The 24611-nt window shown below is 43.7% G+C and carries 25 protein-coding genes, 1 riboswitch and 1 other annotated feature; of the genes, 16 read left to right on the top strand and 9 right to left on the bottom strand.

What is annotated here, in order from left to right; translation table 11 throughout:
• Positions 1-4: 4 nt before the first annotated feature.
• A riboswitch (PreQ1 riboswitch) is annotated at positions 5-49 on the bottom strand.
• Positions 50-819: 770 nt separating this feature from the next.
• Positions 820-1033 (top strand) — a binding site (T-box leader).
• A gap of 50 nt (positions 1034-1083) precedes the next feature.
• The 3 genes from LC065_RS00340 (at position 1084) to LC065_RS00330 (ending at position 4135) form a co-directional block, all read left to right on the top strand.
• Positions 1084-2319 (top strand): argininosuccinate synthase, encoded by a 1236-nt coding sequence (locus LC065_RS00340; RefSeq protein ID WP_226587657.1) that lies wholly within the window; start codon positions 1084-1086, stop codon positions 2317-2319.
• Positions 2312-3685 (top strand): argininosuccinate lyase, encoded by a 1374-nt coding sequence (gene argH / locus LC065_RS00335; protein WP_226587655.1) that lies wholly within the window; start codon positions 2312-2314, stop codon positions 3683-3685. The genes LC065_RS00340 and argH overlap by 8 nt, the downstream gene beginning before the upstream one ends.
• A gap of 111 nt (positions 3686-3796) precedes the next feature.
• The gene (locus LC065_RS00330) at positions 3797-4135 is read left to right on the top strand and encodes a hypothetical protein (RefSeq protein ID WP_226587652.1); all 339 of its coding nucleotides are present in this window, start codon (positions 3797-3799) and stop codon (positions 4133-4135) included.
• Between the two features lie 51 nt (positions 4136-4186).
• Here the strand turns inward: LC065_RS00330 and LC065_RS00325 are convergent, their stop codons facing one another.
• On the bottom strand, positions 4187-5374 hold the full coding sequence (locus LC065_RS00325) for a M14 family metallopeptidase (RefSeq protein ID WP_226587651.1): 1188 nt from the start codon (positions 5372-5374) through the stop codon (positions 4187-4189).
• Between the two features lie 707 nt (positions 5375-6081).
• On the opposite strand from LC065_RS00325, the gene LC065_RS00320 reads away from it, so the two are divergent.
• From LC065_RS00320 to LC065_RS00295, 6 genes are all read left to right on the top strand, one after another.
• Positions 6082-7254 carry a DEAD/DEAH box helicase gene (locus LC065_RS00320; RefSeq protein WP_226587649.1) on the top strand — a complete coding sequence of 391 codons (1173 nt, stop codon included), beginning with the start codon at positions 6082-6084 and terminating at the stop codon, positions 7252-7254.
• A gap of 167 nt (positions 7255-7421) precedes the next feature.
• Complete coding sequence (locus LC065_RS00315) at positions 7422-8063, top strand: class I SAM-dependent DNA methyltransferase (protein ID WP_226587647.1); 642 nt, start codon at positions 7422-7424, stop codon at positions 8061-8063.
• Between the two features lie 4 nt (positions 8064-8067).
• On the top strand, positions 8068-8529 hold the full coding sequence (locus LC065_RS00310; protein WP_306163669.1) for an S-ribosylhomocysteine lyase: 462 nt from the start codon (positions 8068-8070) through the stop codon (positions 8527-8529).
• 21 nt (positions 8530-8550) lie between these two features.
• Positions 8551-9468 (top strand): PLP-dependent cysteine synthase family protein, encoded by a 918-nt coding sequence (locus LC065_RS00305; RefSeq protein ID WP_226587643.1) that lies wholly within the window; start codon positions 8551-8553, stop codon positions 9466-9468.
• Positions 9469-9472: 4 nt separating this feature from the next.
• Positions 9473-10609, top strand: a complete 1137-nt coding sequence (locus tag LC065_RS00300) for a bifunctional cystathionine gamma-lyase/homocysteine desulfhydrase (protein ID WP_226587641.1) — start codon at positions 9473-9475, stop codon at positions 10607-10609.
• Between the two features lie 646 nt (positions 10610-11255).
• Positions 11256-11930, top strand: a complete 675-nt coding sequence (locus tag LC065_RS00295) for a TraR/DksA C4-type zinc finger protein (RefSeq protein ID WP_226587639.1) — start codon at positions 11256-11258, stop codon at positions 11928-11930.
• Positions 11931-11973: 43 nt separating this feature from the next.
• Here the strand turns inward: LC065_RS00295 and LC065_RS00290 are convergent, their stop codons facing one another.
• Positions 11974-12333, bottom strand: coding sequence for a Lin0512 family protein (locus tag LC065_RS00290; RefSeq protein ID WP_226587637.1), 360 nt, complete (start codon positions 12331-12333; stop codon positions 11974-11976).
• 162 nt (positions 12334-12495) lie between these two features.
• Between LC065_RS00290 and LC065_RS00285 the strand changes: the two genes are divergently transcribed.
• The 5 genes from LC065_RS00285 (at position 12496) to LC065_RS00270 (ending at position 15894) form a co-directional block, all read left to right on the top strand.
• Positions 12496-13284 (top strand): ABC transporter ATP-binding protein, encoded by a 789-nt coding sequence (locus LC065_RS00285; protein WP_226587635.1) that lies wholly within the window; start codon positions 12496-12498, stop codon positions 13282-13284.
• The gene (locus tag LC065_RS00280) at positions 13268-14026 is read left to right on the top strand and encodes an ABC transporter permease (RefSeq protein ID WP_226587632.1); all 759 of its coding nucleotides are present in this window, start codon (positions 13268-13270) and stop codon (positions 14024-14026) included. The genes LC065_RS00285 and LC065_RS00280 overlap by 17 nt, the downstream gene beginning before the upstream one ends.
• Before the next feature lie 18 nt (positions 14027-14044).
• Complete coding sequence (locus LC065_RS20295; protein WP_371933378.1) at positions 14045-14374, top strand: substrate-binding domain-containing protein; 330 nt, start codon at positions 14045-14047, stop codon at positions 14372-14374.
• Complete coding sequence (locus tag LC065_RS00275) at positions 14343-15050, top strand: ABC transporter substrate-binding protein (protein ID WP_371933377.1); 708 nt, start codon at positions 14343-14345, stop codon at positions 15048-15050. The genes LC065_RS20295 and LC065_RS00275 overlap by 32 nt, the downstream gene beginning before the upstream one ends.
• Positions 15051-15204: 154 nt before the next feature.
• Positions 15205-15894, top strand: coding sequence for an RsiV family protein (locus tag LC065_RS00270; protein ID WP_226587628.1), 690 nt, complete (start codon positions 15205-15207; stop codon positions 15892-15894).
• 179 nt (positions 15895-16073) lie between these two features.
• On the opposite strand, the gene LC065_RS00265 is transcribed toward LC065_RS00270, so the two are convergent.
• The 6 genes from LC065_RS00265 to LC065_RS00240 form a co-directional block, all read right to left on the bottom strand.
• Complete coding sequence (locus LC065_RS00265) at positions 16074-16622, bottom strand: GNAT family N-acetyltransferase (protein ID WP_226587626.1); 549 nt, start codon at positions 16620-16622, stop codon at positions 16074-16076.
• A gap of 274 nt (positions 16623-16896) precedes the next feature.
• Complete coding sequence (locus LC065_RS00260) at positions 16897-17577, bottom strand: class F sortase (protein ID WP_306163668.1); 681 nt, start codon at positions 17575-17577, stop codon at positions 16897-16899.
• Between the two features lie 2 nt (positions 17578-17579).
• On the bottom strand, positions 17580-18380 hold the full coding sequence (locus LC065_RS00255) for a DUF4397 domain-containing protein (protein WP_226587622.1): 801 nt from the start codon (positions 18378-18380) through the stop codon (positions 17580-17582).
• A gap of 226 nt (positions 18381-18606) precedes the next feature.
• Entirely contained in the window at positions 18607-19728 is a 1122-nt protein-coding gene (locus LC065_RS00250) for an amidohydrolase (RefSeq protein WP_226591567.1), read from the bottom strand.
• A 215-nt stretch (positions 19729-19943) separates the two neighbouring features.
• Positions 19944-20705 carry an SDR family NAD(P)-dependent oxidoreductase gene (locus LC065_RS00245; RefSeq protein ID WP_226587620.1) on the bottom strand — a complete coding sequence of 254 codons (762 nt, stop codon included), beginning with the start codon at positions 20703-20705 and terminating at the stop codon, positions 19944-19946.
• Between the two features lie 167 nt (positions 20706-20872).
• Positions 20873-21778, bottom strand: coding sequence for a TIGR01777 family oxidoreductase (locus LC065_RS00240; RefSeq protein WP_226587618.1), 906 nt, complete (start codon positions 21776-21778; stop codon positions 20873-20875).
• 110 nt (positions 21779-21888) lie between these two features.
• Here LC065_RS00240 and recX point away from each other — a divergent pair, with 110 nt between their 5' ends.
• Positions 21889-22701, top strand: a complete 813-nt coding sequence (gene recX / locus LC065_RS00235) for a recombination regulator RecX (protein ID WP_226587615.1) — start codon at positions 21889-21891, stop codon at positions 22699-22701.
• 20 nt (positions 22702-22721) lie between these two features.
• On the opposite strand, the gene LC065_RS00230 is transcribed toward recX, so the two are convergent.
• The gene (locus LC065_RS00230; RefSeq protein WP_226587613.1) at positions 22722-23540 is read right to left on the bottom strand and encodes an HAD family hydrolase; all 819 of its coding nucleotides are present in this window, start codon (positions 23538-23540) and stop codon (positions 22722-22724) included.
• A gap of 189 nt (positions 23541-23729) precedes the next feature.
• On the opposite strand from LC065_RS00230, the gene glcT reads away from it, so the two are divergent.
• Positions 23730-24572 carry a glucose PTS transporter transcription antiterminator GlcT gene (gene glcT / locus LC065_RS00225; protein WP_226587611.1) on the top strand — a complete coding sequence of 281 codons (843 nt, stop codon included), beginning with the start codon at positions 23730-23732 and terminating at the stop codon, positions 24570-24572.
• Positions 24573-24611: the final 39 nt, after the last annotated feature.

Raw genomic sequence — 24611 nt, 5'->3', positions numbered from 1 at the left:
AGTTCCATCCTTAGTTTTTTATAGAGGGTGTCGCTAGAACCTCTCCTGCCCTGAAGCAGACTTTATTTAATTTACCCTACTCATCTTAACACGAGAATATGCCCCTGGAAACCCTCGTCTATACAATTTTACCCCCATCAGCTTTATTAAACAATTTTGCAGGATTGTGGAAGACTCAGTTTCGAGATGTTCTTGGGTTCGTTTGCCTTGTTGTGAGTCAGGGGTGGCTGGGAAGCTACTCGCTTTCCTGTGGGGGAGTGCCGAGCTTCCTCGGGCTAACGCCCTGCGGGATCGCGCCGATCTCCTTTCTCCCACGGGAGTCTCGCAGCTTCCCAACCACCCCATTCGATGAAGGGGATAACGATCCCCTGTACCAAGTTGGAAGGTTTCCCGCTATCCCAATTGTTGTAAGCATAAAACGCTCTGTATCAAGCTTTCAGGTCCCAGTACCTCAGCGTGGGAGTATTATTCTTATACTCCCATCAAACTGAATAGCTGATTATTAAGTAAGTGGTTTCGAGACACTTATATAGTAAAGGGACGGAGGGGAATGGCGAGACTCCTGCGGGAAAAAAGTGCAGGGTGAGACCCCACAGGACGCAGTCCGAGGAGGCTCACCGCGCTCCCGCGGAAAGCGAGCTATTCCCCGCAGTCCCCATCCACTCAACGAAGTCTCGAAACTGAGTCTTCAACAAACGGGAGCAATAGTTGAAGAAGGGGTTATGAAAATGGGAATCTAAAAAACTTTTACGAAGAATGTGTTTATTGTGTTGACTTCTGCATATGATTTTGTATAATTATAAACAATTCATTATAAAAATACATTCGTGGACGAAGAGAGTACGTATGAATATGGTCGACAGCGAGCCGGGGGGAGGTGGAAGCCTGGTGACGGATTGATACGGAAACGCACTTCTGAGATGTTTGGTGAAACAAGTAGCCAGAACCGGGAGCTCCCGTTATCAGCTTCGAGTTGGTCTGACATACAGACAATGAGAGTGGCACCGCGGATGATTCAAAATCCGTCTCTTACCCGGTAGGAGACGGATTTTTTTATGGACAATAATTGAGGAGGTTATTCATATGACAAAACCAAAAGTAGTATTAGCTTATTCTGGTGGATTGGACACATCGATTTCTATTAAGTGGATCCAAGAAAAGTATGGGTATGATGTCATTGCTTTAGGATTGGACGTCGGTGAAGGAAAAGACTTGGAAACCATTCGTAAAAAGGCACTGGATGTAGGAGCAATCAAGGCAATTATGGTAAATGCTAAAGAAATTTTAGCTGAAGAATATTTGATGCCGGCTCTTAAAGCAAATGCTCTTTATGAAGGAAAGTATCCATTATCTTCTGCTCTTTCACGTCCGCTCATCTCGAAACTGCTTGTTGAAGTTGCAGAACAGGAGGGAGCAGTTGCTGTCGCTCACGGCTGTACAGGAAAGGGAAACGACCAAGTTCGCTTTGAAGTTTCTATACAAGCCTTGAATCCTGACCTTGAAGTCATCGCTCCAGTTCGTGAATGGGGAATGACACGTGATGAGCAAATCATTTACGCAGAAGAAAAAGGAATTCCGATTCCAGTCAATCTTGAAAATCCATTCTCCATCGATGCAAACATTTGGGGGCGTGCTTGTGAAGCTGGTGTACTTGAGGATCCTTGGAAAGAAGCTCCGGAAGCGGCGTATGCCTGGACCAATCCGATTGAAAAGACGCCTGATCAACCAGAGACCATTGAAATTGATTTCATAGAAGGAAAGCCTGTCGCATTGAACGGAGAAAAAATGGAGCTTGTTCCTTTCATTGAGTACTTGAACGAACTTGGAGGTAAGCACGGGGTTGGAAGAATTGATCATACAGAAAATCGCCTTGTAGGTATTAAATCGAGAGAAGTGTATGAAAACCCTGCAGCTATGATTTTGATCAATGCCCATAAAGAATTGGAATTTTTGACCCAAACAAGAGAAGTCTCTCAATACAAAGCCAATGTTGATCAGCAACTTTCCAAAATCATATACGACGGTCTATGGTATTCACCACTACAACCGGCTTTATCCGCATTCATTGATTCTACACAGCAAGTGGTCACAGGAACGGTTAAAGTGAAGTTGTTCAAGGGACATCATACAGTGATTGGTAAGAAATCACCGGTCAGTCTATATAACGAAGAACTTTCCACTTATTCCAAGGAAGATGCATTCGATCATAATGCAGCTGTCGGATTCATTAAGTTGTGGGGATTGCCGACAAAAGTCCATGCGGACGTTCATAAAGGAGCGAAGTTACTCGACCAAGCGGTGGTGAGCCAGCATGACTAAATTGTGGGGCGGTCGTTTTACCAAACCTACAAATAAATTGGTGGAAGAGTACACCTCTTCCATCACTTTTGATCAAAAACTGGCACTACAAGATATCGAAGGTAGTATCGCCCATGTGGAAATGCTTGGTGCCTGTGACATTATCCAATCAAATGAAGTGATGCAAATCAAAGAAGGGCTTCTCACGATCAAAGAGAAAGTGAAGAAAGGAGACGTCACTTTTTCTGTGGAGCACGAAGATATTCATATGAATATAGAAAAACTGTTAATTGATGAAATCGGACCGGTTGGAGGGAAGCTGCATACCGGGAGAAGCAGGAACGATCAAGTGGCCACCGATATGCACCTTTATTTACGTGAAAAAACGAAAGGCTTGATGGAGTTAGTAGAAGCCGTTCAATCCTCCCTCGTCGAGCAGGCGGAACAGCATGTGGAAACCATTCTTCCAGGTTACACCCACTTGCAGCGTGCCCAGCCCATCTCTTTTGGTCACCACTTAATGGCTTATTTTTGGATGTTTGAGAGAGATAAGGAACGCCTGCAGGACAGCTTGAAGCGAATCAACTGGTCTCCACTTGGGTCTGCGGCTCTTGCGGGGACGCCCTATCCGATTGACAGACAAATGACATCCGATGCTTTAGGGTTCGATCAACCTTATCCAAACTCACTGGATGCCGTCAGTGATCGTGATTTTATTCTTGAGTTTTTATCTGTTTCTTCTATTATGATTACACACATTTCACGTTTGTCTGAAGAGCTGATTTTGTGGGGAAGTCAGGAGTTCCAATTCGTTGAATTGGATGATGCCTTTTGCACAGGTTCGAGCATCATGCCTCAGAAGAAAAACCCTGATGTACCTGAACTCCTTCGTGGAAAGACAGGAAGAATTTACGGTCATTTGATGGGATTGCTGACGTTGCTGAAAGGACTGCCCCTCGCTTACAACAAAGATATGCAGGAAGACAAAGAGGGGATGTTCGATACGGTTGAGACGCTTGAAGGGGCTTTATCGCTGTTGGCACCTATGCTTGCATCAATGCAAGTGAAAGGGGATCAAATGAAGAGTGCTGTAAATGAAGACTATTCGAATGCCACAGATATAGCGGATTATCTGGCAGTCAAAGGGATGCCTTTCAGAGAAGCCCATGAAGTGATTGGGAAAATTGTGCTTTACTCGATTCAACAGGAAAAATACTTGTTGGATTTGACCTTGGAAGAATACCAGGGCTTTTCTCCACTCTTTGAAGCGGATATATATGAAAAGTTGAACCCCAATCAAGTCGTAGCTGCACGGAACAGTGAGGGTGGAACAGGGTTCGATCAAGTCCAGAAACAAATTCAACTGGCAAAAGAACATCTTTCGTAATGAAAGATGTTCTTTTGTGTATGGCCTCAAGAGAGAGGGTCATCTAAGGTTTGAAAAGGTGCAGGGAAGGATACTATATCCATACCACCTTTTATAGAGAGGGATGATTGCATGGCGAAAACAGTTCAAGCTTACTTTTCCACAGAAAATGATGCAGAAAGTGCAAAAGCATCGTTGCAATCCTTATCGATCGATCAGGATACAGTAGAAGCCATCCCTGAGGATGTGGATATGACTCCTGTTGTCCCTGTAGCAGGATCAACAAATTCAGGGGGAGGGACCTTCAATTTTACAGAGGTCGTCTCGCCTACACATGATCGAGAGAGCGCACTATTTGATAAAAAGCATTTAACCCACGTACTTCATTTTTCAATTAAGGAAGAGGAGTACGATCGAGCGATTCAAGTGATTAAAGAGCACAATGGTCATATGGACAAAAAAGACTTTTAAAAACAAGCACCCCCTGCGATAGTCCGCAGGGGGTTTTCAGTGAATGCTCCGCTACATATACAAGCTTGCCAAAAAGATTCCCATCGTTTCCTGATAGATTTCATCGAACTGTTCAAGGGGGAGAGGGTTTACCCCCAACCCTAATTCTACAGTGAATCCTGGTTGTCGAAAATCCTGGATAAACCAGTCCTTATAGCCGGAAAAACTATCTACAAAACGGATGGGTTTGTAGCCGCTCACTCTCTCAAACTCATTGACGATCGTCATGGAACGAGGAGGTTCAAGCCCCTCGTATCCCCAATAGATCACTTCTCCCTGGGTGTGGAAAGCAAGCATCTTTTCAAAGTTACGGGCACCCGCAAGCTCAGCCATCGCAACCGTCTCAGGCTCCGTCAACGGTTGATAGCCTGGAAAATCTCTTGGTGAAGGAGATGTCGGCTTCCTTGCAGCATCCACTTCCCATTTGGCAGGGTATTGATTATTCAAATCCACTCCCCGGATATTTGCTTTCCACTCGGAGAAATCAGTGTTTCCATCATTGATACTTAATGCCAACTCCCCAAACTCCCCATCAGGTGGTCCGTTCAAAACGAGGTCAACACCATCAGGATCGACCATGGGAACAATAGAGAGTGTCACTTCATTGTAAAAAGGATTAATTTCTAAGCCACGGATGGTCTCTTTATTTGTTAGTGCCAACAAGTAGTCATCCAAAAATTGCATGATGACTGCTGTCGTAATCCATTCATTCGCATGGAAAGAGCCGTTCCAATGCACCACTTTCGGTCCGCGCCCGATTTGAAGTTCTACAAGTTCTTTTCCCATCACACTATTCCCGATCGTCTCTCTTCTGACAAAAGGGTATAGTTCGTAAAGTTCATTCAAATCAGTAGTTAGTACATTGAAGTCATAAGGGCGGTTTCCATCGACGACTCGATAGGTCACTTGGACGGGAAGGGATAAAACCTCCCCGATTTGAAGCATTCTAGGATTGACGGAAGGGTTTAATAATGCAATCGCATCCAGGGAGATTCGACGCTCGCTGGCGATTTTCCAAAAGGTATCTCCGGATTGTACCCGGTATTGGCTTGTTTCATAACCTGGTATGCGAATCGTTTGTCCAATTTGAAGGGAAGACGGTCCCGCTTGTGGATTCGAATCTATAATTAAAGCTAACGGTACGTTGAAAAGGTTCGAGTAGTACCATAACGTGTCACCACTTCTTACTTTTACGTCCATAAGAGGCCCCCTTTTTTACAGTCCTTTTTATAACTATATGGAAAATGGTACGTTTGATGAACAATCATCTCTCGACCAATTTTCATGAATCCCAACATAGCCACTTTTTTTCAGGTACAATAAAGGAATGGCCTTATTCAACTAACTAGCAGGATTGTGTAAGACTCAGTTTCTAGAGTCTTCGGGGTTCGTTGCAGGGTTGAGTGTCAGGGGTGGCTGGGAAGCCGCTCGCTTTCCTGCGGGGATGACGGCAAGCCTCCTCGTGCTACGCACTGCGAGGTCTCGCAGCTTCCCAACCACCCCATTCGATGTAAGTGAGAAACGAACCCCTGTACCAAGTTGGATGGTCTTCCACTATCCAACTGGTTTGAGGTATAAAGCGCTTTGAATCAAGCTTTTACGTACTGTGGAGGGGTCCTTATGATCCATTTCCCTTAATCATACGAGCTGATATTTTAGAAGTGGTTTCGAGAATCTTCCATGGCAAAGGGGCGGAGGGAAACGGTGAGACTCCTATGGGACGTGTGGGACAGATGAGACCCCGGAAGGCGTAGCCTGAGGAGGCTCAGCGCCCGCCCCATGGAAAGCGAACCTTTTCCCGGAGCCCCTATATCCACATAATCGTCTCGAAACGGTGTCTTCAAGAAAAGGGATCTTAGATGGAATAAACGTCGGATTTTAATTTTAAAGAAAGTAGTGAAAAATATATGAAGCCATTTGAAAAATTAGGAATATCAAGAGAGTTGACTGAAAAGCTGAAGCGGCAGGGGGTTACGTCACCGACACCTGTACAGGAACAGGCAATTCCACCCCTTATGGATGGAAAAGATATCATTGCCCAAGCTCAGACGGGAACTGGAAAAACGTTCGCCTTCGTTTTGCCTATTTTAGAAAAAGTAGATCCATCCTCGGAGGCTGTTCAAGCAGTGATTGTCACCCCGACGAGGGAATTGGCTTTGCAGATTACTCATGAAGTGAACAAGCTTAAAAATGAGGACACCCATGTTTTAGCTGTGTACGGTGGTCAGGACGTAGCTAAACAAGCGAACAAATTGAATGGAAAAGCCCATGTAGTTATTGCTACACCAGGACGTTTATTGGATCATTTAAGACGAGAAACTGTTGAATTGAACCACATTCATCAACTGGTCATTGATGAAGCCGATCAAATGTTGGAAGCGGGATTTCTGCCTGATGTACAGGATATAATTAGGCAGTCTGGGACAGAAAGGCAAACGATGTTGTTTTCAGCAACAATCACATCACAAGTCCATTCTTTAGCAAAAAAAATTACGGATAATCCAAAGCGGATTGAAGTAAAAGAGGAAAAAGTGACAGTCTCTAACATCAAACAACTGTTATACGAAACGACCGATCGAGCAAAACAAGACGCTCTTATTCAAATTATGAGTGAACACAGACCATTCCTTGCAGTCATTTTCTGTAGAACAAAGCGCCGCGCGAAGAAGCTGAATGATGCACTGATTGCCAAAGGATATGAATCCGATGAGCTGCATGGTGACCTATCTCAAGCCAAAAGAGAAAAGGTCATGCAGCGTTTCCGGGATGCTAAAATACAGTACCTTGTAGCTACGGACGTAGCGGCGAGGGGGCTGGATGTGGAAGGAATCACCCACGTGTTCAACTATGATATTCCACAAGACCCTGAAAGCTATATCCACCGAATCGGCAGAACAGGGAGAGCGGGAGGTAAGGGGTTGGCAATTACTTTTGCCGCGCCTAAAGATAAGCCCGCTCTTAAACAAATTGAACAGCATATCAAACAAAAGTTAGAAAGACGATCTTTGGAGAAGCTTTCTCCGGGAAAAAGAGAAAAAGAAGAAGAGAAACCATCCCGCTACAAAAAACGAAGAAGATAAGCCAAAAACCAGAGTCCCCTCTAGACTCTGGTTTTTTGTGGGTTTATTTAGAAAATTACTGCAAAAAAAAACAATAACATTGAGGAGAGTTTTGAAATATGATACATTATAAACATAATTCCGAGTTAACGCATTGGAATTATAAATAATGAGGAGAGATGAACTTTATGGGGATGGAATTCGTCGACCTATTCAACCAATGGGCGAGTTCATATGACGATACAGTAGCAGGTAAGGATCCGGAATATCGTGAAGTGTTTGAAGGGTACGATGAAATGTTGGGGCGTTTAGCCAAGCTTTCCGTTTCCCCGGTTATGGAATTCGGAGTAGGTACAGCGAATTTAACGAGAAAGGTCATCGACCAAAATAAGGTCGTTCTGGGCATTGAACCTTCCTCTGAAATGAGGAGAATTGCTAAAGTGAAATGTCCCGAAGCTGCTATTTATGATGGGAACTTTCTCGAGTACCCGAAACTTCTTACACCGATCCGATCCATCATCAGTTCGTTTGCTTTTCATCACCTGACGAGTAGCGAGAAAGTTGAAGCCATCCAGAGCTTCCGTGATCGTCTCGAAGATGATGGGAAAGTAGTTTTTATAGACACGATCTTTAAAGACAAGGAACATAAGCAACAGTTGATCAAAACCGCGGAGAGTCAAGGATTTTTAAATTTAGCACAGGATTTGCAGGAAGAATACTACCCATTTCTAGAAGAACTAAGAGAGATGTTTGTCCTTAACGGATTCGAGGTAACTTTTGAACAGCTGAACAAATACGCCTGGCTCATTCAGGCAAAAAAAGGAGAATGATCACATGCCAAAAATGAACGTAGAAAGCTTTAATCTTGACCACACGAAAGTGAGCGCCCCGTACGTACGACTAGTAGGAGTGACAGAAGGAGAAAAGGGAGATAAGATCTACAAATACGACCTTCGTATCAAGCAGCCGAACCATGAACATATGGAAATGCCAGCCCTTCATTCTCTTGAGCACTTGATGGCGGAAAACAGCCGGAATCACCATGACCGCATTGTCGACATTGGACCGATGGGCTGCCAAACAGGTTTCTATATTGCCATCCTCAATGACGACAGCTATGATAACGTGCTAAATGTGATCGAGAAGACTCTTCAGGATGTGCTCGAAGCGGATGAAGTTCCTGCATGCAACGAAGTTCAGTGCGGATTTGCTGCGAGTCACAGCTTAGAGGGAGCTCAGAAACTGGCAAAAGAATTACTTGAAAAACGTGAGGAATGGACGGAAGTTTTTCAATAAATAACGGGAGTTGAGGATGCGATGGGTTACGTGAAGAATATACAATCATTAATTGGTCAGACACCGATGATCGAACTCACTCATTCCGAAATCCCGAATCAAGCTAGAATTTTCGCGAAGCTTGAATTCATGAACCCAGGCGGTAGCATCAAAGACCGCCTGGGTTTAAAACTGATTGAGGATGCGGTAGAACGTGGATTGTTAAAGCCGGGGGGAACCATTATTGAACCCACGGCAGGAAATACAGGCATTGGCCTCGCACTTGCTGCGATCGGAAAAGGAATCACCGTCATTTTTGTGACACCGGAGAAGTTCAGTCAGGAAAAACAAACCTTGATGAGAGCTTTAGGAGCTCAAGTCGTAAACACTCCTACCGAAAAAGGAATGAAGGGAGCCATAGAGAAAGCGAATCTATTGGCTAAGGAAATTCCCGGTTCCTTCAGTCCGCAGCAGTTTCATAATCAAGCGAACCCAGATGCTTATTACGAAACTCTTGGCCCGGAGATCTTCGATGATATGAATGGAGAAATTGATATTTTCGTCGCTGGTGCAGGTACTGGTGGGACATTTATGGGAACTTCCCGTTATTTAAAAGAGCGAATGGAGAATGTCAAAACCGTGATCGTAGAACCGGAAGGCTCCATATTAAACGGAGGAGAACCCGGCCCGCATCGTACAGAGGGAATAGGAATGGAGTTTCTCCCGTTTTACATGAATCCTGATTATTTTGATGCGATTCATACCATTTCAGATGAGGTTGCTTTCCGCCGTGTAAAAGAGCTCGCTTTAAATGAAGGTTTGCTCGTAGCCAGTTCATCGGGAGCAGCCTTTGAAGCTGCGTGGAGAGAGGCTGAAAGGGCAGAGCCAGGGGCAAGAATTGTAACCGTCTTTCCTGACAGTAGTGAGCGATATTTAAGTCAAGGCATATATGAGGAGTGATGACATGAGAAAAAAAACACAGCTGATCCATGGGGGAATCACGGGTGATGAAAAGACTGGAGCTGTCAGTGTACCCATTTATCAGGTAAGTACCTACAAACAAGATGGAGTCGGTCAGCACCGCGGGTATGAATACTCGCGTACGGGAAACCCGACGCGCTTTGCATTGGAAGAATTGATCAAGGACTTGGAAGGTGGCCATAGAGGTTTCGCTTTCGGATCAGGTATGGCAGCCATTACAGCTGTTCTTATGACTTTTAATCATGGAGATCATGTGATTTTCACCGATGATGTGTACGGGGGAACGTACCGTCTTGTATCTAAGATCATCAACCGTTTTGGACTGGAAGCGAGTTTTGTTGATACCAGTGACCTGGAGAATATCCAGTCAGCGATTACAGATCGCACAAGAGCTATTTACGTTGAAACCCCAACAAACCCTTTGCTTAAAGTGACAGATTTGGAAAAGGTGTCTGCTTTGGCGAAGGAAAAAGACTTGACGTTTATCGTTGATAATACCTTCAGCACGCCATATTGGCAGAATCCGATTGAATTTGGCGCTGATATCGTCTTGCACAGTGCAACCAAATATTTAGGTGGACATAGTGACGTCGTAGCTGGTCTCGTCGTTGTGAACAGTGAGCAGTTGGCAGAGGATGTCCACTTTGTGCTGAACTCTACGGGTGGCGTTTTGGGACCACAGGATTCATGGCTTCTTATGAGAGGAATCAAGACACTCGGGATTCGCATGGAAGAAATTGAGGAGAATACAAGACAATTCGTAGAGTTTCTCCAAGATCTCCCGGAAGTGACAGACATCTATTACCCAGGCCTGAACGATCATAGAGGAAGCGACGTTCATCAAAAACAAGCGCGTGGTAATGGTGGTATGATCAGCTTTGATGTCGGCAGTGGAGAGAAAGCGGATCAAGTTCTCCGCAATGTAAAATATTTCACGTTGGCAGAAAGTCTTGGAGCCGTCGAAAGCCTTATCTCAGTCCCTGCGATGATGACTCACGCTTCTATCCCAAAAGAGCGGCGAGCTGAACTTGGTATCACCGATGGCCTCGTCCGCGTATCCATTGGGCTTGAAGATATTGAAGACCTTAAAGAAGATTTTCTCCAAGCCTTAAGAAAATAATCCCCAAAAAGGAGCACTCCACCAGTGCTCCTTTTTCCTTCCACAAAAGCTCCCTATCCTTGCCGACTCAGTTTCGAGACATTTGTTTAGTGGATAGGGGCTGCGGGGAATGACACGCTTTCCGCGGGAGCGCGGTGAGCCTCCTCGGACTGCGTCCTGTGGGGTCTCACCATGCACTTTTTCTCGCCATTCCCCTCCGCCCCTTTGCCATGCAAGATTCTCGAAACCACTACCAAAAGGTCATCTCGTATAATTATGGGACATCTCCCTAACACTTAAAAGCTTTATCCAGAAGGCTTTATACCTCTAACAGCTGGATAGTGGAAGACCCTCCAACTTGGTACAAGGGTTCGTTTCTCCCTTACATCGATAGGGGTGGTTGGGAAGCTGCGAGACTCCCGTGGGAGAAAGGAGATAGGCGAGATCCCGCAGGGCTTTAGCCCGAGGAAGCTTGCCACTCCCCCCACAGGAAAGCGAGTAGCTTCCCAGCCACCCCAGACGCTCCACAAGGCAACGAACCCAGAAAACACCTTGAAACTGAGTCTTCCACAATCCTGCCATTTCGTTTAATATCTCTCCTCTTGCATAGGTCATTCACGCCTGAGCCACACTAAAAAAGGAAATTCAATCAGGAGTGGAAAAGCATATGGATTATACACATTATAAAAAACAACTGGAAGAGCGAAAAAGAGAAATTGAGCAGCGCTTAATGGACAATGACCAGTACGGGTTGAAACGTGGTTTTGCAAGTGACATGGCCTCAGGGGAATTGTCTCAATATGATAACCACCCGGCGGATTCAGGGACCGAATTGTACGAAAGAGAAAAGGATATTGCTTTGCTGGGACATCTGAAAGAAGAATTGTCCGATATCCAATATTCCCTTAAGCAAATGGACAAAGGGACATATGGTATTTGTGAGGAAACGGGGGAGCAGATTCCTAAAGGACGTTTGGAAGCTATTCCAACGGCAAGAACGATTGCGTCGGCTTCCTCCAACCAGGATATTTCCATGGATCGTCCCGTAGAAGAAGGTGTACTATCAGATTTAGAAGCGAATTATGGGCGGAACCATGATGATCCGGAATACAATGAACAGAATGCGTATGAACAAGTGGCATCCTTTAACCAGAGCAGTATGACGTATGATGATTCGTCTTTGATGGACAACGAGGATGGCGTAGGTTATGTAGAGGAGTTCGAACCATTTGTTTCTACAGATATGAATGGTTACACAGGTGCAGATGATGTTAGTTTTCAACGTAATGAACATTACGATAAATATATGGATAGTCAGGACGAAGCGGAAGATACGTACTGATGGAAAAAGCCTGAGGGTATGGCGATACTCTCAGGCTTTTTTATTAATATCCTACTTCGATAGCTGCGTTCACGATATACATCAAGTCATTCTTATCTTCTTTTTCTTCTAGTACAATTCCGCTTGTTGTCAACATTCCGCCTTCCATCACTTCAATGTTCACCTCACCGTATGGGATGGCTTTTTTCACTTCTTCATGATCGAGTTGATCGAAGTCGCATGGAAGGGCAAGCTTGACAATAATCTTCATATTATCCAAGGATTGTTCTGGTAAAACAGTGCGGATCCCTGGCATGGAGTTTGTATGGATAGCATTTTTGATTGCACGTACAGCGGCTTTTGTAACATTTTGACCGTGGACATCTGTCCCCATTCCGGTCTGAATAAACATTAGTTGATCCATGAAAATCCCACCTTTCCTTTTCATCCTAACACATAGGAAGGAGCGATTAGAAAAGATTGCTATTTAATCGTTGACACATAATTCCGAACATCTGTATAATCTTAAACATATAATTAAAGCATACTATTTCTATAGGAATTATAATCATAAGGGTGTGACGCATTGTTTTTATCCATAGATCATGTTGGGAAGACCTTCAATGGTAAAGGGGGAGACGGTTTTGAAGTCTTTTCTGGAATCGATTTGAATATTGAAGAAAATCAATTTGTCTCACTCCTAGGACCCTCCGGATGTGGGAAATCAACGCTCCTTTCAATGGTTGCAGGCCTGGAAGATGTCACCTCCGGCGCAATCCGGTTGGAGGGAGAAGAAATCAAGAAAGCTGGACCCGACCGGGGGATGGTCTTTCAACAACCGTCGCTTTTTCCATGGCTGAATGTAAAGGAAAATGTTCTTTTTCCGTTAAAAGGGCACGGGTCGAAGAAAGAGGCGGAGGAGAGAGTGGACCGCTTCTTACAGATGGTTCACCTCAGCAGGTTTAAAGAAAATTACACCCATGAGCTTTCTGGGGGAATGCAGCAGCGGGTAGCGATTGCAAGAGCCCTTGCCATGGATCCTAAAGTGTTACTTATGGATGAACCGTTTGGTGCGCTCGATGAACAAACGAGACATATTCTTCATGAAGAACTGATGAGAATCTGGCAGGAGACGCAAAAGACGATTTTGTTCGTTACTCACAGCATTCAGGAAGCAATTAAATTATCTGATCGGGTGGTCGTCATGGGAACACGGCCAGGGCGGATCATCGCGGACTTTACCGTCGACCTTCCTCGGCCTAGGAAGAGGGATGATGAAAGGGTTATCGAACTTGAGCGAAAGGTCATGGATCTCTTGGAAGGTGAAATCAATAAAGTATTGAAGGAAGAACTTCATCATGAAGCTAGCTATTAAGAGAATTGGTTTTTTAGTTGTCGTTTTAGGTTTATGGCAGTTGGTGTATTCCATTGGTGTCTTTGAAGATATCGTATTTCCATCACCAATTAAAGTGGGCGCCGCTTTGTATGAAGGGTTTGCTGATGGTGATTTTATTAAAGCATTGGGCGCGAGTTTTCGTCACCTGTTCATGGGCTTGTCCCTTGCCATATTGTTCGGTACTGTCATTGGAGTTCTGCTAGGGAAATCGAAACAGGCAGATGAAACGGCAGGGATGTACCTGATTGCCTTACAGAGCATTCCGAGCATTGTGTGGGTGCCACTTGCTATTATGCTTTTCGGTTTTTCTGAATTTGCCGTTGTATTTGTTGTCGTCCTTGGCGGTACGTTCGTCATGGCTTTGAACGTACGGACGGCGATCTATAGTGTACCTCCACAATTAGTCCGAGCAGCGCGGACGATGGGGACCAATGGGATTCCCTTGTTTTTCAGAGTGGAAGTTCCATCGAGTATTCCATATTTTATGACAGGTCTCAGGCTCGCTTGGGCATTCAGTTGGAGAGCGCTTATGGCTGGTGAGTTGTTAAGCAATGGTCCTGGATTAGGATACTCTTTACGGTACGCTCAGGATTATGCACGTATGGATCAAGTGATTGCTATTATTATTATCATTGGTGTCATTGGTGCAGTCGTCGATCAAGTGGTCTTTTCTAAATTAGAAAGAAATGTAAGGAAACGTTGGGGATTATTGAAAACATAGATAGGAGATGAGGAGAATATGAAAAAATGGTTATCCATTGTTGCTCTTGCTGTCATGAGTCTGGTGCTTGCTGCATGCGGTAGTGATGCAGGAGCGAATTCTGATGATGGTGGCAAGACCGAGGAAATTACCATTGGTTACTTCCCGAATATCAACCACGTAGCGGGTATGGTGGCAGAAACGAAGGATTTGTATTCTGAAACATTGCCGGACGGAACAAAAGTCAAATACCAGTACTTCCCGGATGGCTCCTCGTTTATGACAGCGATCGAAACAGGTGACATCCAAGGGGGGGCTTGTAGGACCTGGCCCAGCGATGAACCACTTTACAAGTGGAGCGGAAATTAATGTTGTTGCTGCAGGATCAACAGGCGGTACAGTGATTATGGCTAGAGAAGGAGCAGACATTGAGTCTCCGGAAGACCTGGCAGGGAAGACGTTTGTTTCTCCGAGGGTAGGTTGTACACACGATGTACAATTCGAAACGATGATGAAAGAGGAATTCGGTTTGACTTCCGACCGCATTGATGGAGAAATGAAGCATGTCACAGGGAAACCAGCGACGTATGCAAGTTTGTTTGAGACGAAAAATGTGGATGTGGCGACTGTCCCTGAACCTTGGGCGTCTTCTATAGAGGAACAAGGAAGCGGTAAAGTCCTTGTCGACACACCGAATGTTGCTTTTGGTGAAACCTTGCCAGCTGCCGTGTTCGTTACTTCTCAAAAACTTGTGGATGAAAAACCTGATATGGTGGAAAGCATTGTAGAAGCTCACAAAAAAGCGACAGACTTTATAAATGAAAACCCAGAGGAAGCGAAACAGATCGCTATTGATAAAATCAAAGACATCACGGATCAAGAACTATCTCAAGAAGTCATCGACCGTGCCTGGGAGCGTATCGATTTCACGTATGATGTAAATGAAGAACATCTCCAGAAGTTCGCTGATTCTTCTTATGATCTTGAATTTTTGAAAGAAAAGCCGGACTTGACTGGATTGGTTGACACAAGTTTCCTTGAATAAATGAGGAAGAGGCGGGTATTTGCACCCGTCTCTTTTTTCTTGTTTACGTTTGATTGTCAATGAACACTCCGCGTCTAAAAAGGCAATAATGTTGAAAACATCCCTTTAGTTTTTATGATTTAGGTCAAACTAAAAGGTACAGGAGGGATGCTCTTTGAAGCGCTTTTCAATCGTTTTATTTATTTTTGGAACACTGTTGGTTTCAGGGCAGTCGGTTGTGGCTGAAAGCGAATATAAAATCGTCCATAAAGATAAGGTTACGGAAGATTGGGAAGTCCATGTCGATTATCCAAGGTTTGAGCATTTGGAAAGTAAAGGTCTGCAAGATACCGTTAATTTTCAAATCGTTCAGAAGCTTGAAGATACGTTGAGAGACGTAAAGAGAGGGGCAGGGGAGATGATGGGAGTCCCTTATCTTTATTATGAAGAAACATCAGTATTTAAAGAAAAGACTTTTTATTCTGTAGTGATGACCTCCCACATATCCAGAGGTAATCGCTATAATTCAACCGTCACCTCCATCAATTTTCAAGATGACCGAGGAGGGTCAATAAAGAAGTTGAAAGACCTCGTGTATATCGATCGATTAAATAAAGAAGTGAAGAAAGCGTTGGAAGCTGATAAGGAGACGTATTTACAAGAGCCCTTTGCTGGTGTAAGAGATAACACTGCTTTTTATGTGAAGGATGAACGCCTTGTACTCGTATTCAACAAATTTGAGGTCGCTGCTGGTGTCCATGGAACTCCTGAGATTTCAGTGCCTTTAAAAGGGATTCTTAAGGAAGAGTTAGAGAAAAAAGTGCCTCCTTTACCTTCCTATACATTATCCACAACTGAAATGTAGTAATCGTGCGATTATTTCGAGGATATCCACATAATCAACAATAATCCGGGAATGCTTTACCCACATATGGTTTTAGTGAAGAACATCTCTACAACAGTTGTTTGATTTATTTACCCACACTGTGCACAACCCTGTGGATAATGTTAATAACATACAAAGAAAAGAAGCATAAGCGCTGCTTATGCTTCCAACATTTCTTCTTCATTCTGTTCTCCGTAGTAATGAAACAAATATTGATCTTTTGTAATGACATACAAGTCATAGACGTCGTCTGTACGGTTGATCCACGAAAGTACTTCCGGGTAAGCCTCGTTTCCACTGGATACATAAGGGATTTTTAAAGCTGCTTTCATTGAACGGACATTGGTGCGTCTGATTTTCATGAATATAGCTTCCATATTCAGCTGGAAGAACAATTCCTCGAAAAACGCTTCCTTCGCCAATTTATTATACCCTTTCCCAAAATAGGGCTGGCCGATCCATGTGGCTAAAAACCCTTTTCCGTTTTGTACATCAAAAAGATTGATGGTGCCAATAGGCTGCCCCCACTCATCAAGGATGGTACGTGAAACCAATTCCCCCCGATCTTCAGCTTCTATGGTTTGTTTGGTCAAAAAGTAGAACTCGTCACTGGAAGCTGCTTTGTGACGGACGTAAGGAAACACTTCAGGGTGGCTCATCAACTCAAATAAAACCGGGGCGTCATGTAAATCACGCTTTTTTAGCATAAAAAATCCCTCCTTGAATGAGGAGGGTGATCCAAACGCATAGGAAATAGGCGTTCACTGGCCGGTTCGGACCACCCTCGAATTTTTATCAATTGCTCACAAAAATTCGGGGTGGGAATCGAACCCACTAGAACCAGTGTCAATACTGGTGGCGCACCATTTGCCTTCCCTACACCAAAAGCTTATAAAATATCATCTAAACTTATAATAATCCACTCCGAGGAAAAAGTGAATAAAAACTTTGTAAAATGGACGTGGATTTTTTTACAAATTTTTATAGTTTCTGCCGATCTGTCAAAACGCAAAATACAGCCAATCTCTCTGAATAAGTGGAGGCACCTTTATCATACGCTCCAGTGCAAGTGATGAGATTTAATCCGCGTGAATTTGTGGGACCGAAGATTTCCCTGATTGGGGCATCTTCGTAAGGATAGGATTCCATTCTGCTTACTTCAAAGGTAAGCTTCATGTGATCATCATAAACATGGATTTCATCCCCTGGCTTCAAATCCTTAAGGTCATAAAAAACAGCTGGTCCGCTATTGCCATCCACGTGTCCTGCAATGACCGCATTTCCTTGACTCCCAGGCATCGTTCCTGGTTCAAACCACCCGACATCGACCAAGGTTTTTGGAACCGCCATACCGCCCTCCGGTGTATAACCCAGAGCCTTGATTGAAGCATCCACATCAATTGAAGGAATGTGAATCCGTTCAGGTGTGATGCCATATTGTTCGGAAGAAGCCTTAACAGCCGGAGTGTAATTTTGTTCAATCGGTGCTTTTTCTAATTGATCGGGGACTAAAGATTCCTTTTTAATTCCTACATCTTGGGTGCGTGTGGTTTCAGATGTAGAAAGAACCCCGGATTCCTCTGCAGGATCTTCATTCAGCCAATGGAAACTGATGAAAAATACGAGGAGACCCAGGGCTAAAGGGAAAAGTCTTCTTAGCATTCTTACGCTTCTGAACGTTTACGAGTAAGCATAAAGCCAGCACCCATGGCTAGAACACCTAGAAGAGCTGCATACATCCAAGCGTTCGAAGTGGAATCAGCTGTTCCGCCGAATCCAGTCGCAGGCATCATTGTCGGCATTGCAGCAGAGTCTTGAAGAAGTAATACTTCTGGGTTATCTGCTGTGCCAACAGCGAAAGCACTATAAACTTTTCCTGCTTCAAGGTTCGTACCTGAAAGGTCAATCAACTGTGTTCCATCTGTGGTACGTACTTCAAGGTCGTAGGAACCTGGATCAACTTCCATATAATCAGTGACCATTGGGAATTCAGCACCTGAGAATAAAGCATCCCCACCAATTGGACCTACATCAACGGCTGGTGCACCAGGAATGAAGTGACCGACACGGACTTTGGCCATGCCTTCCGTTGCTTCCATAGAATCTTGGATGGCCTTCAATTGAATATTTTCTAAGTTATCAATCGCTGCAGCTGTATAAGCCATGCCTGCTTCTACATTTACTGTGGTAGAAATGACAGGATCTTGTTCACCTTTTGTTCCAGCTGCATAAATCTCTACAGTATGTTCACCGGCCGGCACTTCCAAGTAATCGGTAGCTGCTTTGAATTCTGCACCTTCAACAACAGATTCATCATTCAAATAGACGTCAACGGCAGGGGCATCAGGCGATGCGTGTAGAACGCGGACCATAGCGTTCTGGTCATGGCTGTCAGCCAACACAGAAGGTGCGAAGAGTCCCAAAATCAAAACAATAGCAGCTAATGAAGAAAATAATTTTTTCATGTTCCCACTCCTTAAATTTTTTATATCCATTGCCGGTCATGCCGGTCACTGGAACGGCAATTTCTACAATGGGGTACTTCACAACGCGTTATGAAACTCTTGTACAAGTTTTGTATATCCATCATATACACCCCTTGTACAACTTTCAAACCTTTTGCTATGCTCCATATGTTTTTTGAGAACATAGAAAAACACCGGAAAATCCTTCCGGTGTTAGAGTGCTTCACTATTCTTGGAAATATACCATTTTTCCGTCAATCATCGTCCAAATGGGTTTAGACAGATATTCGAATGGATGTCCGCTCCATAATACGAGATCGGCGTCCTTCCCTTTTTCAATTGAACCGACCCTGTCATCGACACCAAGGTTCTTGGCAGGGGTGATGGTGATCCCACGAAGAGCGTCCTCGATTTCAAGACCTTCTCTGGCTGCGAGTGCTGCACATATGTTCAAGTATTGTATCGGTGTATAAGGGTGATCGGTTGTAATGGAGACGCGGATTCCGTGATCATGCAAGATTTTATACGTCTGCCATGTTTTATTTCTAAGCTCGATTTTGGAGGCTCTTGTGAATGTTGGTCCGACTGAGACTTGTAATTCTCTGCCTGCAAGTTGATCCGCTATTAAATGTCCTTCTGTGCAATGTTCAATTCGCAAATCAAGGTCGAATTCGTCCGCAAGGCGTATGGCTGTTATGATGTCGTCCGCTCTATGGGCATGGATCCTTACTGGTATTTCTTTATTCAATGCTTGAAGAATTGGTTTTACACGGAGGTCGGGTTCTGGATCTTTCATGGCTGCATAGAAGGTCTCCCTTAATGTTCCCATAATTCCTAATCTCGTTATGGAAGCATTTTTAGACTGGGAGTGGATCCGTTTAGGGTTTTCTCCTAAAGCGAGTTTAAGGCCGGCCGTCTGTCTGAGGATCATATCGTTGATCGTATGGCCGACGGTTTTAATAACAGAGGTTGTACCACCGATCATATTTGCGCTCCCGGGCATAATATGAGCTGTGGTAACGCCAGCTTTTCTCGCGTTAAAAAACGCAGGGTCGAGAGGGTGGGCCCCGTCAATTGCTCTCAGGTGCGGGGTAACGGCCTCGATCGTTTCATTTGCATCACTGCCAGCCCAACCGGTCCCTTCATCGTAAAGGCCAAGGTGAGTGTGGACATCAACGAATCCAGGGTATAGATCCAAGCCTTTGCCATCAATGAATTCTGCTTGTTTCGGTAACTCAATGCTTTCTCCGTAATCGTGTATTTTTCCGTCGATCACATGCACACATCCATTTTTAATAGAAGGAGATGTGATGGGGTGGATATGGACATTTTTTATAACTGTGTTCATAGACATACAGCCTTTCCCTTCAATATACAATTATTATACTTTAAAAAAGCCTTTTGGATAACAAAAATGAGCAAAGCTAAGCTTTGCTCATTGAACTTTTACTTATTTAAGATGGATGGATAGGTGAAGACTCGATTTTGAGTTTCCATGTCTAACAAGACCTAGGATAAAAAACTGATCAGGACGGACTGTGTATCCATGATTTCAATCTGTTTTTATTTTCTGTTTCTATTCACGTAAGGATAGAGGGGATCTTTCAAGTGAAATTCATAGGTTTCCCCGTCAACAATTCCTACCACCTTATCGCTATCATAAAGATCAAGCATGAATTGAGCCATCTCTTGGGCTGTGTGGAATTGTGGAATGTTTTCTTCATAGCTGAATTGATCGACATCCATAGACCTTTCTGCAAATTCCGTTTCGGTTGCCGCTGGTGCCAGCACTTTCGCTTGCATAGGGCTGCCTTGAGCTTGAAGCTCCTGAGCAAGTCCTTCAGTAAAAGCACTCACAAAAAACTTCGTGGCGCAATAGGTAACGGCACCACCGACAATGGTGTATCCTCCACCTGAAGAAACATTTATCAATTGTGTTCCTTCTTGATCTGCATAATCTCTCACATACAAGGAGGATAGGATCGTCAATGCTTCATTATTCAAACGAAGCATTTTTTCAATTTTTGGAAGTTCTTGATGTGAAATCAAATCGAAGTTTCCGAAACCGGCATTGTTGATCCAAGTTTCAACTTCATACTCTTTTGTTCGCTCATAAAAATTATATACTTCCTCATTTTCAGCTAAGTCTGCTGTCATGATGATCACGTCAATTTCTGCGTTCATTTCAGTGACTTTCGATTTTAACTCTTCAAGGTTTTTCTCTCGTCTGGCTGTAAGGATAAGGTTTTTTCCTCGTTTTGCAAAAGCCAAAGCTGACTCATAACCGATTCCAGAACTTGCTCCCGTAATCACAGTATACGACATTAAAGGTCCTCCTTAGATTTAGTTACCTTGTTCAGGGGGATCTTACTATTCTCATATGTGTAATCGCCCCTATAAAATGTTCATACGTAATGATTCAGCAGACGGCTGATGAATCATTACGTAGAATATCCGTTATATGAAAAAGTAAAACCCACATTTAACATCTTCTATTTATTTAAGATAGATGATAGGGCAGGTTGTAGATCCGGATAATGAAAGGTGTACCCAGAAGCCGTCGTTTTTTTAGGAATGACACATTGTCCATCTAAAAGAAGGGTGCTCATATCTCCTAATGCTACTTTCATAGCAACGGAAGGAGCTGTAATCCAATGGGGGCGATTCAGCACCTCTCCTAGTGTCTGCCCAAAATCTTTGTTTCTTTTCGGATTGGGGGCTGTCCCGTTTAAAGGGCCGTGAATATTTTTATTTTCGATTGCAAAATGAACTATTCCGACCACATCATCGATATGGATCCAGGACATCCATTGTTCTCCTGAACCTAAATTGCCACCAATCATCATTTTATAGGGAAGGATCATTTTCGGGAGCGCGCCTTCTTCTCCTAAAATGATGCCGAAGCGGACATAAACCGTTCGCACTCCTTTTTCGGCTGCTTGTGAAGCGCGGGCTTCCCATTCCTCCACGACATTTGCTAGAAAATCATTTCCGGGTTCGGTGGTTTCTTCTGTGAATGTTTTGGTCTTTGATTGGCCGTAATAACCTACAGCAGAAGCGTTAACGAGCACCTCTGGCTTTTCTGAAAGTGCATCGATCAAATCCAATACGCCTTCTGTCGATTTGATTCGACTTTCCAAAATCGATTGCTTTCTTTCCTCTGTCCAACGTCCACTATTCAATGATTCTCCTGCTAAGTTTACAATGGCATCAAGAATAGGGAGTTCTTGTTCTGGATGGAATTCTTCTTTCAACCAACCGACATAAGTCACTTGATCCGTGTCTTTGTACTTCTTCGGACTCCGTGTCAATATGTACACGTCATGCCCTTCTTGTACCAGCTTTTCTTTTAATTGAGTACCAACAAAACCAGTACCTCCTGTAATGGCGATGTTCATGTTTATTCCTCCTATCTGCGTGAGGGTGTCAATAGTTTACTCCATTTGGTTCGTTTTGACGATACGGCAGTCGAATTCCATGATAAAATATGGTCAAAGAGGTGAAGCGGATGGCTAAACTTACGAAAATTACGACACAAAAAAAACATAAAAGTCGATACAATATCTTCCTGGATAAAGGAAATGGGGAAGAGTACGGATTCAGTGTCGATGAAGAAGTCCTTGTGAAATATCGTCTTCAGAAAAACATGGAACTGGACGAGGCACTGATTAACGCGCTGATTCAGACCGATACGCTTCACAAATCCTATACCCTTGCGATCAATTATTTAAGCTATCGTATGCGCTCAGAAAAAGAGATCCGGGATTATTTAAAAGACAAAGAGACCGATTCTGAGCACATTGAAGAGATCATTTCACGGTTAAACAAGGAACGGTTATTGAATGACCAGGAGTTCGCGAATTCCCTTGTGAGGACACGAATCATGACTTCGAGCAAAGGGCCGCTTTTATTGAAAAAAGAATTATTGGATAAAGGGGTGTCTGCAGTTAAAGCGGATGAAGCTATCACTCATTATTCTTTTGATAAGCAATTTGAAAAAGCGATGAAATTTGCTGAAAAGAAACTGAGGAATGATGGGCGAAAATCTTACCGTCAACAAGTTCAAAACGTACAGCAGACGCTGATGCAAAAAGGATTCCAGGGAGACGTTATCCAGGAAGTGATTGCTAACTTACCGGAAGATGAAGATGAGGACGCAGAATGGGAAGCGGTCGTTTATCAGGGGGAAAAACTGCTTCGCAAATTTCAGTCCAAAGTTGAAGGATATGAGTTGAAGCAGAAAGTTAAGTCTGGCCTTTATAGGAAAGGTTTCACATTTGATCTAATTGATCGTTTTATTGACGAAAATATAAAGGAATAAAAAAGAACAAGCCGCCTGACTTAAACGTCAGCCGCTTGTTCTTTTTTGCTCAAAAGCCCTTTTTTTTCCAAGTCCTCAATCGCCTCATGTACATGATCGACAACCGCACTTGCTTTTTCCTTCACCTGATCATGAGCAGTAGACATCGCATAGCTGTGAGGAGTCATTTCAAACATGCTCACGTCATTAAAAGAATCTCCAACACATGCGATTTCATCAGGTTGAATGCTGAGGCCTTCAATTAACTGCCTGAGTCCGCTTTGTTTGTTGATCGATTTAGGCATCATATCGACACATGTTTCATGAGAAATGAAGCTGTCAATTTCCTCTCCGAACATTTCTTTAATTCTTTCGGCAGCTTTCATGACATCGGCTTCTTTCCCGTGCAAGGCAATTTTTGAAGGGATAATCGTTTGTCCGACCTGTTCATTCAATTCAGGTTTGACGATGATGTCGTGAAACATCTGTTCAGAAATCATATCCACGAAAGCGTTCGATTCTTTCGTGAACGTTTCATCTGCTGTAGATACTGTTTTTATCATTGGTTCTTGGTCGATCGTCTGAATGATTCGTTGGGCTAGTTCGGATTCAAACGTTTTGGCGTGGATTTGTGTATCTTCATCGTTGAACACAAACGCTCCATTTTGACTGACGCGGTGACCGTTTACACCTACGCGCTTTAGAACCTCGATAATCTCATGGTCCATACGGCCGGAGGCCACCGCAAGAGGTGGACCCTCTTCCACCATTCGCTTCAATGCATCAATATCTTCGTTTTTAATATAATGATCTTCTCCAAGAAGGGTACCGTCAAGGTCTGTGACAAATAGTTTAATCATTGATTCATCTCCTCTCCGTGCAGGGCGTTTTCCCAGCACCTAAATGATTGTACACGACGTAATCGCTTTCAGACAAAGAGGAAAGCTTATTCCTTAGCCTTCCACTTGTAAAAAAAACAAATCAAATATAGGATAGAAGTTATGAGATGATTGAAAACGCTTTTAGTGTTATTTAAGTGGGGGACCATTATGGAAAAGCAGATAAAGATAAAAAAAGTGCTCAATAATAATGTAGTCATTGCTTCCCACCCAACTTATGAAGAAGTGGTATTAATTGGGAAAGGAATCGGTTTTAACCGGAAGAAGGGAGACGAAATTTCTTCTGAAAAAGCCGACAAGACATTTTTGCTGAGTAATGAACAGGAAAAAGAGCAATATGTAAGTTTATTGCCATACATCGACGAGAATTTGATTGACTTCATGAGTGATATCCTCCATCACGTCGAATCGCGGATGGGACAAGAGCTCAATCAGCATATTCACGTTGCGCTGACGGATCACCTTGCATTCGCTATCAATCGAGCAAAAAAGGATCTTCAGTTCTCCAATCCATTCTTACTTGAAATTGAATCCCTTTATCCGAAGGAATATCAAATTGCGATGGAAGTCGTGACGATGATCTACGATAAAATGGGCATCCAGTTTCCAGAAGGGGAAGTAGGATTCATCGCTCTCCATATCCACAGTGCGGTAACGGACAAGACGTTAAGAGAGCTCAACCGCCACAACCAGCTCATCACACATCTCGTTCAGCTTGTGGAGGATACGATGGACGTTCAAATTGATAAAAAGAGTGTGGATTACCATAGACTTGTCCAGCATTTGCACAGAGCCATCGACCGTGTTTATCAAGAGGAGCACGTGGGAGATGAAATTCGTTTAGCAAACATGTTGAAAGAAGAATATCCAGTGTGCTATAATTTAGCATGGAAACTGATAAAAGTGATGCAACGGCAACTGAATAAGCCTGTAGATGAGTCGGAAGCGATTTATTTGACGATCCATTTGCAGCGTTTAACCCATAAAACCTAAAACGTACGTGTTACTGACACGATCAGGCATGAGTACATG

It is taken from the genome of Halobacillus litoralis (assembly GCF_020524085.2).
Taxonomy (GTDB): Bacteria; Bacillota; Bacilli; order Bacillales; family Halobacillaceae; genus Halobacillus; species Halobacillus litoralis_E.
Note: the sequence above shows the minus strand (reverse complement) of the source record. Positions and strands in the feature narration are given on the sequence as shown.

Excerpts from the sequence above, each read along its gene's own strand:
- LC065_RS00340 (WP_226587657.1), top strand. The coding sequence starts at position 1,084 with ATGACAAAACCAAAAGTAGTATTAGCTTATTCTGGTGGATTGGACACA.
- argH (WP_226587655.1), top strand. The coding sequence starts at position 2,312 with ATGACTAAATTGTGGGGCGGTCGTTTTACCAAACCTACAAATAAATTG.
- LC065_RS00330 (WP_226587652.1), top strand. The coding sequence starts at position 3,797 with ATGGCGAAAACAGTTCAAGCTTACTTTTCCACAGAAAATGATGCAGAA.
- LC065_RS00325 (WP_226587651.1), bottom strand. The coding sequence starts at position 5,374 with ATGGACGTAAAAGTAAGAAGTGGTGACACGTTATGGTACTACTCGAAC.
- LC065_RS00320 (WP_226587649.1), top strand. The coding sequence starts at position 6,082 with ATGAAGCCATTTGAAAAATTAGGAATATCAAGAGAGTTGACTGAAAAG.
- LC065_RS00315 (WP_226587647.1), top strand. The coding sequence starts at position 7,422 with ATGGGGATGGAATTCGTCGACCTATTCAACCAATGGGCGAGTTCATAT.
- LC065_RS00310 (WP_306163669.1), top strand. The coding sequence starts at position 8,068 with ATGCCAAAAATGAACGTAGAAAGCTTTAATCTTGACCACACGAAAGTG.
- LC065_RS00305 (WP_226587643.1), top strand. The coding sequence starts at position 8,551 with ATGGGTTACGTGAAGAATATACAATCATTAATTGGTCAGACACCGATG.
- LC065_RS00300 (WP_226587641.1), top strand. The coding sequence starts at position 9,473 with ATGAGAAAAAAAACACAGCTGATCCATGGGGGAATCACGGGTGATGAA.
- LC065_RS00295 (WP_226587639.1), top strand. The coding sequence starts at position 11,256 with ATGGATTATACACATTATAAAAAACAACTGGAAGAGCGAAAAAGAGAA.
- LC065_RS00290 (WP_226587637.1), bottom strand. The coding sequence starts at position 12,333 with ATGGATCAACTAATGTTTATTCAGACCGGAATGGGGACAGATGTCCAC.
- LC065_RS00280 (WP_226587632.1), top strand. The coding sequence starts at position 13,268 with ATGAAGCTAGCTATTAAGAGAATTGGTTTTTTAGTTGTCGTTTTAGGT.
- LC065_RS20295 (WP_371933378.1), top strand. The coding sequence starts at position 14,045 with ATGAAAAAATGGTTATCCATTGTTGCTCTTGCTGTCATGAGTCTGGTG.
- LC065_RS00275 (WP_371933377.1), top strand. The coding sequence starts at position 14,343 with ATGAACCACTTTACAAGTGGAGCGGAAATTAATGTTGTTGCTGCAGGA.
- LC065_RS00265 (WP_226587626.1), bottom strand. The coding sequence starts at position 16,622 with ATGCTAAAAAAGCGTGATTTACATGACGCCCCGGTTTTATTTGAGTTG.
- LC065_RS00260 (WP_306163668.1), bottom strand. The coding sequence starts at position 17,577 with ATGCTAAGAAGACTTTTCCCTTTAGCCCTGGGTCTCCTCGTATTTTTC.
- LC065_RS00255 (WP_226587622.1), bottom strand. The coding sequence starts at position 18,380 with ATGAAAAAATTATTTTCTTCATTAGCTGCTATTGTTTTGATTTTGGGA.
- LC065_RS00250 (WP_226591567.1), bottom strand. The coding sequence starts at position 19,728 with ATGAACACAGTTATAAAAAATGTCCATATCCACCCCATCACATCTCCT.
- LC065_RS00245 (WP_226587620.1), bottom strand. The coding sequence starts at position 20,705 with ATGTCGTATACTGTGATTACGGGAGCAAGTTCTGGAATCGGTTATGAG.
- LC065_RS00240 (WP_226587618.1), bottom strand. The coding sequence starts at position 21,778 with ATGAACATCGCCATTACAGGAGGTACTGGTTTTGTTGGTACTCAATTA.
- recX (WP_226587615.1), top strand. The coding sequence starts at position 21,889 with ATGGCTAAACTTACGAAAATTACGACACAAAAAAAACATAAAAGTCGA.
- LC065_RS00230 (WP_226587613.1), bottom strand. The coding sequence starts at position 23,540 with ATGATTAAACTATTTGTCACAGACCTTGACGGTACCCTTCTTGGAGAA.
- glcT (WP_226587611.1), top strand. The coding sequence starts at position 23,730 with ATGGAAAAGCAGATAAAGATAAAAAAAGTGCTCAATAATAATGTAGTC.